Annotated in this window: 11 protein-coding genes; 5 read left to right on the top strand and 6 right to left on the bottom strand. The window is 41.0% G+C overall.

What is annotated here, in order from left to right:
- Positions 1-98: 98 nt before the first annotated feature.
- Entirely contained in the window at positions 99-482 is a 384-nt protein-coding gene (locus tag KD147_RS01270) for a helix-turn-helix transcriptional regulator (protein ID WP_233998415.1), read from the top strand.
- Between the two features lie 161 nt (positions 483-643).
- Here the strand turns inward: KD147_RS01270 and KD147_RS01265 are convergent, their stop codons facing one another.
- Together KD147_RS01265 and KD147_RS01260 are read right to left on the bottom strand one after the other, a co-directional pair.
- The gene (locus KD147_RS01265; protein WP_212546616.1) at positions 644-1,804 is read right to left on the bottom strand and encodes a site-specific integrase; all 1,161 of its coding nucleotides are present in this window, start codon (positions 1,802-1,804) and stop codon (positions 644-646) included.
- Between the two features lie 1,000 nt (positions 1,805-2,804).
- The gene (locus KD147_RS01260; protein WP_212546615.1) at positions 2,805-3,182 is read right to left on the bottom strand and encodes a hypothetical protein; all 378 of its coding nucleotides are present in this window, start codon (positions 3,180-3,182) and stop codon (positions 2,805-2,807) included.
- Positions 3,183-3,973: 791 nt separating this feature from the next.
- Between KD147_RS01260 and KD147_RS01255 the strand changes: the two genes are divergently transcribed.
- Complete coding sequence (locus KD147_RS01255; protein ID WP_212546614.1) at positions 3,974-4,849, top strand: hypothetical protein; 876 nt, start codon at positions 3,974-3,976, stop codon at positions 4,847-4,849.
- Between the two features lie 149 nt (positions 4,850-4,998).
- Positions 4,999-6,282, top strand: coding sequence for a hypothetical protein (locus tag KD147_RS01250; protein WP_212546613.1), 1,284 nt, complete (start codon positions 4,999-5,001; stop codon positions 6,280-6,282).
- 328 nt (positions 6,283-6,610) lie between these two features.
- Here KD147_RS01250 and KD147_RS01245 read toward each other — a convergent pair whose 3' ends face one another.
- The gene (locus KD147_RS01245; protein ID WP_212546612.1) at positions 6,611-6,769 is read right to left on the bottom strand and encodes a hypothetical protein; all 159 of its coding nucleotides are present in this window, start codon (positions 6,767-6,769) and stop codon (positions 6,611-6,613) included.
- A 712-nt stretch (positions 6,770-7,481) separates the two neighbouring features.
- On the opposite strand from KD147_RS01245, the gene KD147_RS01240 reads away from it, so the two are divergent.
- Entirely contained in the window at positions 7,482-8,720 is a 1,239-nt protein-coding gene (locus KD147_RS01240) for a hypothetical protein (protein ID WP_212546611.1), read from the top strand.
- Between the two features lie 393 nt (positions 8,721-9,113).
- On the opposite strand, the gene KD147_RS01235 is transcribed toward KD147_RS01240, so the two are convergent.
- Together KD147_RS01235 and KD147_RS01230 are read right to left on the bottom strand one after the other, a co-directional pair.
- On the bottom strand, positions 9,114-10,370 hold the full coding sequence (locus KD147_RS01235) for a Y-family DNA polymerase (RefSeq protein ID WP_212546610.1): 1,257 nt from the start codon (positions 10,368-10,370) through the stop codon (positions 9,114-9,116).
- Positions 10,358-10,771: a LexA family protein gene (locus KD147_RS01230; RefSeq protein ID WP_212546609.1), complete on the bottom strand. Its 414-nt coding sequence runs from the start codon at positions 10,769-10,771 to the stop codon at positions 10,358-10,360. The genes KD147_RS01235 and KD147_RS01230 overlap by 13 nt, the downstream gene beginning before the upstream one ends.
- A gap of 134 nt (positions 10,772-10,905) precedes the next feature.
- Between KD147_RS01230 and KD147_RS01225 the strand changes: the two genes are divergently transcribed.
- The gene (locus KD147_RS01225; protein WP_212546608.1) at positions 10,906-11,604 is read left to right on the top strand and encodes an SOS response-associated peptidase family protein; all 699 of its coding nucleotides are present in this window, start codon (positions 10,906-10,908) and stop codon (positions 11,602-11,604) included.
- Positions 11,605-12,104: 500 nt separating this feature from the next.
- Here KD147_RS01225 and KD147_RS01220 read toward each other — a convergent pair whose 3' ends face one another.
- Positions 12,105-12,680, bottom strand: coding sequence for a hypothetical protein (locus KD147_RS01220; protein ID WP_212546607.1), 576 nt, complete (start codon positions 12,678-12,680; stop codon positions 12,105-12,107).
- Between the last annotated feature and the right edge of the window lie 13 nt (positions 12,681-12,693).

The raw sequence follows: 12,693 nt of genomic DNA, 5'->3' as shown, positions 1-12,693 counted from the left end.
AATAAGGAAGCTAACGAAAGTAGAGTTGATAGCAGATTGACCAAGTAAGGGGATTTTTCTACTTTAGATCTTATGTAATCGCTTTTGAGTTTATCTAAATGAAGCCAGCCAATCACACCCCATCAGAAGTTCAAATGTATTTGGAGCTAATCGAGCTCCGTTGTACCAACACAATTTCTGAGCTCAACTTATTTCTCACACAAATCACAAACCTGAAAGCAGCTTTAAAATTACAACAAAGTCAGTTTGAAACCGCACCTCCGACTCCTTCTTCAATATCTCTGTTAGAGGCTGAAAAAAGTCAAGTGAGCGAGCTTGTAAGGCTACAAGATATCTCTCGGATGACTGGGTTATCCCGCTCCACTATATACACTATGATTAAGGAAGGTCGATTCCCCGAGGGTTTTAAACTCTCTGCTCGTGCAGTCGCGTGGAAAAGAGCAGATATTGATAATTGGATAAAGTTTAAGTCAAAGCCATAATCCGCGGCTCGTATCGGCCGATTCCAGAGCATTCAGCTTAGCTAAGGAGTGTTAACTCAGACTGCATCCCTAATTAGGTTGAAACTTCTTAACATCAAGAAAAACACCGCTCTACAGCGGTGTTTTGATATAAACTTTACGAGAAGGCCTAACTAAGGCTGTTATCTTAAAGTCTCCACCTTCTTCTCATAAGCTTCAATATATTGGGCATAATGTTTAAAGACAGTCTCAGGGGATTTATGGCCCAGCAATTTAGATACTTTCCACACATTCTCACCCTCAGAAATTAGTCGGCTAGCAAAAGTATGACGCAATTGATAAGGGTAACGATATTTAACACCTGCTTCACCAATTACTTTCGACCAGCGATGCTTTCTAAAAGAGTCTTGGTTGAAATGATTTCCTTTCTTATTTAAAAACACGTACTCACTATCTTGACTATTCATCTCTTCTTCAAGATAAGACATAACTGTATCTGACACAGGAATTGTCCTTTTTCCACTTTTTGATTTAGGGTCTTTCGTAACTCCCTCAACTATAGCTTCGTAAATAGAAATTGTTTTTGAGACAAAGCACACATCTTCTTTTTTTAAAGCGACCCATTCGCTGCTACGCAAACCTGTGTCATTGCACAGCGCAATAATTGCACGATCTGTACCGCTAGCAGCGCCCAAGATTTTTTCGATTTCAGCTGGAGAAAAAGGATTCACATCTTCATGTTTCCCCCTCGAACTGACTTTGTTATTAACTCTGACATGCTCAGATAGCTTAAGCTTTTTCAGTGGGTTGGAATTAATAAGTTCATCAATAACAGCCAAGTCTAAAGCTTTGCTAAGGACTGAGATACGATTCCGGCTTGTCTTACTAGACCAATTCTGCGCTTTCAAAAAATTTATAATTATCATCAATGTCAATTCACCCACGGGCACAGTCCAGAGCGCTTTCAATGCTGAGTGCGCTTTTTCATAGCCAGTGATAGTCGACTTAGCAAGTTCTCTCTGTTGACTGTTTTTTATAACCTTGTTTAAGTAATCCGCAATTACGGCCCCACGTTTAGCATGGCCAAAAGTTGTCAGTCGGTTAGAGTTCGGAAAATGATCTGCATAGTAAAACGTCCCCTGCTGAATTTCGGTCTTAATTTTACCAAGCAAATAAATAGCGCTATTTACACCTTGCTGTGTCAACGGATAGTTAACTTTTTCACGGCAAGTATGACCTTTGTATTTGAAGCAAATTTGGATACTCGTAGGCACACCATAACGATTCTTGCGCACGGTCACGCCGCGTTGAAGCTTTAAACTCTTATCTACCTTTATTGTCATTTTCTTTCCACTTTGTTCTAGTTCAAGCTTTCAACACTGTCTAGGTCTATCCATCTCTCGCGTACATTTTCTACTTTGCGAATGTGTTTTCCGTAAATCCAAACCCCTGATGCTATCAATCGTTCGATCTCAGTCTTATCAACGCCAAACTCTTTGCAATACATCTGAAGTGGTAAAACTCTTAACATATGAGCCTCTTAATGAGTTGCTAATGAGTAATAAATTTGAACAGAAAATTTAAAAAAAAAAGAATTAGGATTATGCAAAACAAAAAACGCTTTACTTTATTGTTGTGAGCTAACAATAAACCTCGCCTGACAAAAGCTTGTATTTATTGCTGGTAATTTACTGGAAAATATGGCAAATTCAATTTCATTGACTGCGATAGCTCAGCAACAATGTAATTGCTATAAACTCTCCTACATAACTTAAATACCCCAATTTCTTTCGCTCTAAATAACATAAAAAAAGCACCACGTATGGTGCTTAGCTCACTGATTTTTTCGGTACTTGCTTTTTATTAATGTGAGTACAACCCTTCAGTGCATTGTGCTTTGTCGAACCCAAGCCTCAACTGCGGCTAGGTCTATCCATCGCTCGCGAACTCCTTTAATTTTTAAAACCTGTTCACCATAAGCCCATATTCCGCGCTCAATGCGACGCTCAACTGCTTTTCTCTTTTCTCCGGAAAGTTCACAATACTTGCTAAGCGGTACTAATTTTCTCATTTTTAAACTCTCGTTGACCTAAAACATTTTCGTTATTTGAACAAAAGCTTTTTAAATCAAAAAAAAATGATTAAGCAAACACCGCTACTACATTACAAAGAAGCACCTCCTAACTAACAAAAATTCCGCTTCCAAAGGAGTAAAAAACAACATTTTGCTGATAGGCATTAGTGTGAAAAAAGGCACCAGCTAAAACAATTAAACAGGTGCCTTTGATTGACGTTGCTAGTAACAACTTAGAGACATAATAGGTTTAAACGCACACTAGCCTGTCACCACTCTCCCACCGCATTGTCTGAGAATCCGGTGCCCCAATCTGTGGCTCCGCTGTCATCAGAAAAGGTGTTAAAGCTATCATCCTCAAGGATGAATCCTGCATCGCTGTTTAACTCCTCCACGCTACCCATTGATGGTTCACAGAGCGTCGTAAGTTCATGGCTGTCAGTGCATAATGACGGCGTCATATCCTGTGAGCTTGTGCCGTAAACGTTACCGCTCACGTCTATCATGGAGTCTGCAATCATCGGTAAGCCGTTGGCCGGATTTACTTGAGGCTCCGATAAGATGGCTTCTACCTCATTGCTTTGAGATGAGGTGGTATCGCTCTCACAGTCACAATGACCGAACAGCTGTTGGCTTAATAGCGTCATATTTTTATTACCCTAACGTTGTTTAAATTGCTGTGTGTTACTAGTAAATTAATAAAAAATATGGCATTTTCAATTTCATTGACTGCGATAGCTCAGCAACAATGTAATTGTTTCGCTCAAGCAATCCCTTTAGGTTCCCCCTCCCTCTTACTCACCTAGTTCTGCTCATTCTAAAGCACCGTTAGTTAATGAAAGCGAAGCGCAAACACCCGCAGCAAAGCAAGGCTTTGGCTGCAATAAAAAGCGTTTGAGAATCAAACCAATAAATCGCGTAATGTTGTCATTGCGAAGCACATGTCAACGTGAAGCAGCGCATGTTCGCATCGGCGAACTAACCCCAGTTTTGTTTTTGCCGCGCAAAAATTTGGCCGCAGCAGCGAAGCGTGTAAGTGCCAAACCCCTGGCATACGAGGAACCGAGTAGACTGATTGGCTATGCCAGCAACACAACTGAATGTTGCATAGCTAAGCATGGTAAAAATGGGGTTAGTGCGGCGCAGCCGAACATGCGCTGAGCTTGATGAGCTAGTCACAAAGTGACGTAGAGCCAGCTCGTTGACGAACGTCAACATCCAGAGCTGGCGGGCGGTTCAAGCGATAAAAATCAAAATACCGTTTTGAGTTTTTAAATGTCTTCCTGCTGACAGTGGTAAAGCGTCAGGTGCTCTATTGGGTAGTGCGCCGCGACTAAAACACCGACTCAGTTACCCAATAGAAATCTGAAAACTGCGCGATTTTGCACAGTACGAACCTTTGTAAAAGTCCTACTCAATAAACTTACAAAGGAGTCTTATGCTGTTATTCGACAATACCGAACGTATTACCAACTGGAATGTGTATCAGCCCTATTTTGAAATCGATATGTATTACTCAAAGGACTTGAGCAATCGACACAAGGCCAGAAGAAAAGAAGAGATAGCCGTGGTACTGGCAGCGCGATTTGGCTTTGTCTCAGCCATCACCTTAACGGCCATTTTCGAAATACAAAGACACAAGGTCACCGAATTACTAAACAAGCTGACCAAAAAACAGTTACTCGCAAAAGTAAAAACCAGCCGCGCCGCGGATGGGGTTGTCTACGTGCTGACCTTTTCCGGTGCCAGATATGCTGAGGAAGTAATACGCCATGAAATACTGTTTCGGTCCAAAACCAATCCCATTGAGCAGCTCAATCAGAACAGCATCATGCACGATTCCATCTTACAATTTGTGTTGATGCAGGGAGTGCATAACAAAACCACCAGTGGTCAGCCTGCCCCGCTATGGCGAGGCTTTGTCACCGAGAAAGAATTTAAACGCCTCTACCCGTCCAACGACATCAAAAACGTTGATGCCGTTGTCATTAACTCAGATTACAGTACCGCTGCAATTGAGCTGGAGAATTCGTTTAAAAATAAGAACAAGGTGGAGGCCACCTTACTGAAGCTTGCCAACAATATGCTTTGTCAGCGCCCACTGTTTGATAAGGTCTTTTTTGTCAGCAGCTCAGGCAGAGTAATTGACGACACCAGGCGCTTTCAACGCCAGTTACTTGATGAGCTCCCGCATCGATATGACAAGAAAAGCAAAGCGCCGTATCTCACCACTCAGGAGGCGACCTTGCTGCAAGAGAAGTTAATTTTCAGGACAAAATTCACCGAGCTCATAAACGCGCTTTTTTACACTTAAAATTATGTTGTCAGTCAATTAACAGCTGCCCTGCCGTCAACAAAAAAGAAAAAACAATAATTTCATAGTGTTATATTGAATGTTAATTTATCTTCATTAGAATAACTGCAAATAATTAAAATAACTATTACACACTAAAGGAACAAAAAATGAAAAAGCTTGGACTAGCTCTACTTATATCATCCGCACTAACGGGATGTGCTAGTACCTCCACAACCTCTAATGGTCGTATCGATAACTCCCACCTCACAAACCTCTTTAAGCCAACCACAGCATATAAAAAAGATATTTTTGCAAAACTAGAAAAAATTGATGATGGCTACGAATTTACTGAATTTACTTTAGATAAAAGAAAGATCGATAACAAAAGCTATGCCTGGGTAAACCTTATGACATCAGAGCCAACATGGGACTATCAACGCATACAACGATGCACAGTGACTACAGTAACTGGTAACGATTCGTCAAATAATCCTTGCTCAACCGCAAGTGAGATCAGGTTTATGGAGAGGCAGTATGATGCTATCGCTAATGCACAGATGGCCATCGCAACTGTCGGCTTATCTGCTGCAATAGCGTCATATATGTTAGTTGAATTTCAACCGGAAGAATATACAGAAGCATATACCGATGCCTTAACAAAAATAGGGGGGGAAGCGAAGTTACAAGCAACGTTTGGACCCCTATCCAAAGAACTTAGTAAACTAGAAGGAGAAGCGTTAAGCTACAACACATTGCGCCAGAGATATAGTTCAATGGAACTCCTTTCAGCATATGAGTATTTCAAATACGAAAATACGTTTAATAGCTTTCCCGAAGTAGAAGCTTTTGCAGAAAGTTTGAACACCTTACATGACGAGGTTCAAGTTAAAAAAGAGTCTTTAGAACAGAGCCTAAAGTTACATTTCGTTCAACAGCAAAGAGATGAGCTTTCAGCACTAAGCTCAAACAGCGCCAAACATCAATTAACAGCCTATTTAGATAAATATAAGAACCACGAATTTGCAGATGAAAACCTTACACACCAAGCTGAGGGTTATCTTCTTCATGTTGTGAGTGAAGAGCTAGATAAGAGGCTATTTGAGGAAAAAGTTGCTCGAGCAGCTCAGTTGAAAGCTGTACAGGATCCAGCCAATATAGGTTCACAAGTTTGTAGAGATGGACAACTGAACTACGTTGGTGTTGGCTATAGCTCGTTGCATAGGCAAGAATTTGCCACTGACAGGAGCGATGAAAATGGTCAAGTACTAGCATTTATCGAAGGGCACTCACCTGATAAAAACAGACTAAAACTTAGAATAAAAGGTTACACCGTAAAAAGTGGCACGCTACGATATTTAAGTGACACAACTCCTAGCCTTGATGGCTTGAGCGCACCAATTGGCGCTATTGTTTGGGATTCAGCAAATAATTGGTATATCTGCGTGAGCTGAATAATTTTACTCATAAGAAATCGGCACCCGAGGGTGCCGACAGTGTTATATGTTGCGCTTACCAAGGCTCCAAACCTTGAGTGCAACGGACATCACATAGATGCCAGTGATTATCATAAGCCCTGTTATGTCACTCAACTTGTAAGTTGTATTGACTGTGACCAGGCCAAGCCAGTTACTTATCCAGATAACCAGGTTTACCAAAGCAAATGTATGAAGCAGTTCATGTATTGCCCGGATAATATATTGTCTTTTACTCATTCGATTCATGCAGTCCGTCCTCCTGTTTTATTCAACTGCATAACTAAATAAGCGTTCACTCGGGGAACTACTCATACTTATTAGATAGCTCTAACTGCACAATCCACAACAGCAGCGCTCCCATCCAGGCTGACACTAAAGCAATCAGAATATCCATAGTTTGCAGCGGACAACCCAATGCCTGACGTATCGGCACCAGCATGTCGACCAGGAACACAAATAACAAAACATCCCCTACCCTCATAAATAGCCAACAAAGCTTATCTAAAGTAGTAAGAACCAATCTTTGTTTAGACGTCATGCAGAAACTCCTCTATTTTTTGACCTGCATGAGTACATAGCACCGAGGCAGAGGAATTAAGGGCGTTCGTTTACCCCGACACGAAAGCCTTCTGCGCTGGAAAAGAAAAAAGCAGGCACACGTGCCTGCTTATTCACATTATTGCTCTGCCATTCACCAGGGCCACTTGCAACGCATTCGTACAACTAACCCAGCTAGCCTTCCCAGTGCCAGCTCTTACCGTGGGTACACCAATTTCCCTCGGTTGGATAACCCTAAAGGTTTCCAGTCGAGATCCGTTGCCTGGGAGCAACGGGAGACGGCATTTTCTAAGTAGTGATTGAGCGTCCTCTTGTTATCGAGATGAGGCCTTAATTCTAAGTATCTTCGTTAAAGGGGAATTTAGACTGAAGAAATTATACAGGGAAGATAAGGTCATCTTTGAGCGAACTAGAGATGCTCACTATGCTTCTCAGTTTCATCCATTTTTCTCCATAGCGGACGTCAATCTTAGCTTACTTTTGACTTAATAATTGAACGGGCTAAACTCAATATTTGTCATAAATGTTTGAAAAAAGTTCTCTAATAAAAATCAAGATATTTAACCTGATTTTATGGTGCAATTTTCACTCTACGTTTTACTAAAAAAGGAATGATTATGTTAAAATTAAAAGCATTACTATTCTTATTTTTCTTCTCGATTTCTGCGTTTCCTAGCAGCAATAAGCTTGCTTCCATTTCAATCGAGCACAAAGGAGAAATTTTAACTTTACATCCCATTATTGTTCAGAAAGAAGGGATGATAGGAAAAAGTGCTGCACAGAAATATTGCATGGAAAACAGTTTTGATTTTTTTATACCAGACTTAAACCCTAAACTATTTAGAGGAAATATAAAAAACAAAATTGAAGATCTTTTATTAGGAAAATCTAACACTCACCCTAATAAAAACAATAGATATTCCGTTAACTTCGGCGGGGACTTTTCAAGTGACACTATGATGTGGAACATTAATTTAGGAAAAAATGTAAGAGGGCGCTACCGATATTCTGGCGATAAGGAAATTGATGTAGGAACAATTCTACTTTGCTTCGATGGCAATAACCAGCTTTCGAAATCAATCAACAAAAAAGAAAAAGGAGAGTTTGCTACTTTAGATGATAGAAACAAAGCATTTATAAGTAATAATTACAACGGTGTTCAATTCGGTACAGAACTCAACGTGAATTTTTATGAATATCAAGAAAATCAATTTGGTCCGGTGATTAAAAAGGCAAAAATTTCAGGATTCGAAGACTCCGAATATATAGTCAGTAGCATGTCACAGGAAGGAGCACACCCTACTTATTCGGACTATAAAGACCTTAATGATATATATGAAAAATATGAAGTTTCTGAGGAGGAGCTTAACTCATTTATTAAAAGTTTAACAAATGAATTTACCAAAGGAAAAGGAAATAAATTTAAATCCCTGGATGACAACTCTTTAATACCTTCAACTTGGAAAATAGAAATAATAGAAACAGATAGAGATGGAAAAGTAGGGTTTTTTTTACTTAAAAGATTTTACAAAGGAGCATCTATAAGAGATATCTCTATGGCAATCACCAATAAATATGGAACACCTCCAGACTATAAGCAGGGTTCTAAAATAATTAACTATAACTTTTCCATCAAGAATGATTTTTTTAGAAGCAATGAAGTTTCCTCTTTGAACATAGGTGTTGAATACATTTTAAACTTAACCGATTCAGGTGTCGTCGTTCGATTAAAATACACAACTGGTAAAACATTGGAAAAGCTAATTTCTGAAAGAAAAAAGCAATATTTAAACGAAAATTTCAAGCAGCTTGAATCAACGCTAAAACTAAGGAAAGCTTCAAATATTGATATTTAGTTTGGTTTTTTCTTATCAGCCGTGTAATAACCAAGCCCTTTTCTTTTAAAATACTGGTGCAGGTTAGTGTTTGTTACTTTCAAATATTGAACTAACAAACATTACCTGCTGTAGAGGCAACAGCTATTATGTCAAAATGAGAATTAGTATGAACATCACCCTATTTTTTAGATATAAACCCTTTAATAGAAGCTGAGCGGTTCACAACGATACTGAGCCGCCCTTCTTATCTATATTTTTTTGTCCAAAATAGTTAGTTTAGCGTCCGTTATTACAGTTAATCTATAAATACTTATAATGAGAAAAAGCGTATCACAATGGCACATTCCAGCCCTTCAACTACAAGCCTTCAATAGCCATGCACTAACGCCCAACCTTTCTGCCTCCAAACCATCAGCACAATATTCGAGGGATATCACACCACCTAGTTGTATATCTGGGGCTTAAAAAATCGCGTCGCATTGACCAGCGCTGATTTTGCTGTGCGCTAGCTAGCCTTATGGTGCCAGTGCCAAAGAGCTGGTTGATTGTATCCATGCTGTTCATAAGTTTTTTGTTGTCCAGGCAAGGGGTGAATAAATCGGCCTGCATAAACTGCTCAGAAACCAGGTCAATTGCACCTAAACCTGCCTTATAGAATCGCACACCAGGTGCGTACAAATAAGGCATTACCTCGCTAACCGCATTGGCAATAATGCGGCTGTCATTAGTTGGCACGGGAAAGTCATACAGGTAACTGCGCTTATAGAAATTATCTTCGTGGGGGGAGCTATGAGCGAATATCATGATACGACGAGTAAGAGAGGCTTGCTGCCGAAGCTTTTTCCCTACTATTCCACAATGCGTGATTAATGAGGCTTTTAAGTCGTTAATATTCGTTATCCGCTCACCAAAGCTCCGCGTCGAGAAGATTTCCTGCTTCGGGCTTTTGACATCATCCCATGACAAACAAAGCTTGCCGTTTAACTCTTCAACTGTACGCTCTACTACAACAGAAAATTGCCGACGCATATTCTTTGGACTTTGACACGCAAGCTGCCAGGCATTCTGAACGCCCATGATGTTGAGCTTTTTCCCCAAACGGCCACCAATGCCCCATACATCCGTGACTTTCATCCTGGATAGGATAGCCTTGGCAGAATGGTTGTCGTCAATGACCGCTACCCCCTTAAAACCTTCCAACTTTTTAGCTGCATGATTGGCTGCTTTAGCAAGTGTTGGGGTTAAACCAAAGCCTACGCCAACGGGTAACTTAGTCTCCCGCCAAACAGCTCTGCGAATGTCCTGGCCATACTGGTGCCAATCATTTACCAGTGCGTTATAGCCAGCAAATCTCAGGAAGGACTCGTCAATTGAGTAGATGTACTGATTGTCACTAAAACGCCCTATAACATCCATCATACGTGAGCTCAGGTCTGCATAAAGCTCATAGTTGGACGAGCGCACCACGACATTATGTTTGTTGAGCAGGTGCCTTAGTTTGAAGTAAGGCTCAAACTTTGGAATTTGGAGCTTCCTGGCCTCCGGACTCACCGCACACACACATCCATCGTTGTTAGTTAGAACAACTACGGGGCGCTTTCTTATGCTTGGGTCAAACACCTTTTCAGCACTGGCATAAAAGGCGACGGCATCAACTAATGCGTACATATCAAGAGCTCTTTTGCTTTACGATGTAAGCGTATTGAGCGAGTAACGACCCCTTCAACTTGAAATTCATCGCCTTCTTTAATTTGTACGGCAGCATAGCCAGGAGATGCTGATAACAGTCGTCCTTGATGTTTATCAAGCTGTTTGCAAACAAATGCGCCATTGTAATTGGCAACGATGATATCACCGTGCTGGATTGCTTCGGCTCTATCCACAATCAATAGATCGCCGTCAAAGATACCCGCCTCTTGCATTGAGTCACCGTTCGCGAGCCCGATAAAAGTTGCATGTGGGTGTTTAATAAGCAGCTCGTCCAATGACAGGCCAAGCTCTGTATATTCAGCGGCTGGTGACTCAAAGCCCGTGATCCCAGCTTCTATGTAAATAGGAATAACCTTCATAACAACAACCAAAACTGTATATACATACAGTATATTTAACTCTATCATGTTAGAACAGAGAGCAATGAAAATATTTCTACAGAACTAATAGTCTGTAGTCTAAATTGGATACATGGTCCGTTAATGAGAAAAGTATGTGTGGCAGGTTAAGTGTCGCTGCTAGCTCAGGTGTAAAGCGCCTAATCCAGCAGCTTAATATTCAGTTTTGGTCTGAGCCACTCCAGGAGGGACGTTTTCTACGCGCAGCCAGCCCAATTACCATAATAAGGGAACAACAGAGTCAACGACGGGCAGAGAAAGCCACCTGGTGGTTGTTACTTGAGAGAACAGAGAGTTCATTTAAGCCCTCAAAATACACATCCTTTAATACCCGTTACGACAAGCTAAATGTCCTTCGAAGTGCTGGCTTTGAGGCATTTAGAAAGACTCGCTGCATTATTCCGGCTTCAGGTTTCGGTGAGACTGAATATGTGAATAAGAAGCCCATTCATTATTATGATTTTGAAGCGTTAGAGGGGGAAGCTATTGCCTTTGGTGGGCTATACCGCGAGTGGCTTCACCCGCTCACAGGTGAGCGTGCATTAAGTTGCTCCGTCATAACACTACCGCCGCACAACAAGCTAAAGCACATCCACTCAAAAGCCATGCCGCTCATGCTACCCCAGGGGGATGAAGTGATGAATATGTGGCTCGACAGCTCATTGACTGATAACGAGTTATTTAACGATTTACTCAAACCAAATCTCCCTCAAGACCTGATTACGTATCAAATAGACAAACCAAGTACACATCAACAGATAAGTGAGAGAATATTAATACCCAAGGATTCATAATCACTTGAAGGGCAAAGGATCACTTTTTAACTAAGTTACGGATGCTTTAGGCAGATGTGAGGTGCATAGTTTGGTACGCCAGATTTGAGGTAATATCGAAGTAACGTTTTTATAATTTTAGTGTTCCATCATTGCTATTTATCTGCCATAGAAAAGCAACCTTCTCGTGGCGCTTTGCTGATTGCAAGATTACTTTCCAGCGCCATAGATTCACCAATTCCCATCGGTTAGATAACCCCAAAAGATCTTCTGTCGAGATCCATTACCTGGGAGCAACGGGAGACGGCATTTTCTAAGTAGGGATTGAGCGTCCTCAGTATTATCGATATGCGACCTTAATTCTAAGTATCTTCGTTATAGGGGGATTTAGACTGAAGTAAGAATAAGTAGAGAACAGAAGGTCATCTTTGAACAAAATATAGTCTTTCGAACCTATTCATTCATACTAAATGATTGTTCAGGGTGTCCACAATGCAAGACCTGACCCTAATAATTTCTTTTCAGTTCTGGTAGCGGGCGTTTTGCATTCCACGCCAAATAGCGTCGTAGGTAGCTTCGCGCTCACGCTTTTGCTCCTTTCTTAACTGGCGTTCAAAATTACGCTGATTCGCTTTAGCAACATTTCGATTATACTCATCAACTCTGCGATTACGTTCTTCATGATCGGCAATATACTGCTGAAAACGTGTATATCGCTGTTGTTCACGAACTGATAACTGCCCCAGCAGTTGATCCATTAGTTGACCGCACTGACAGTTACGCGGGTATTTTGGGTAGAGTTTACGGTTAATGGGACTTTGAGTTAAATCCCCACCAATTTCGATAAAGAACGTCTTCAGAGCGTGTGCATCCTTTCCTTTAGCATTGATCAGGCAAGTTCGCCACTCCGTCTCTTTTTTTTCAAGCGCATTCCAATCCACGTTTCTATCGTCGTAGTCTGGTACCACGGGAGCTTGAGTGCAATTGTCAGGGAAGCTAAAGCTCTGCAATTGTTGTTCAATAGTTGCATAGCCCATTGCCCAGCTAGGTAATAGCAAGCTGCTTATGAAAAGAGAGAAAAGCAATCGAATCGACATAGTAAACCTCGTG

The organism is Pseudoalteromonas sp. BDTF-M6 (assembly GCF_018334135.1).
Classification (GTDB): domain Bacteria; phylum Pseudomonadota; class Gammaproteobacteria; order Enterobacterales; family Alteromonadaceae; genus Pseudoalteromonas.
This window is presented reverse-complemented; position numbering and strand designations above follow the sequence as displayed.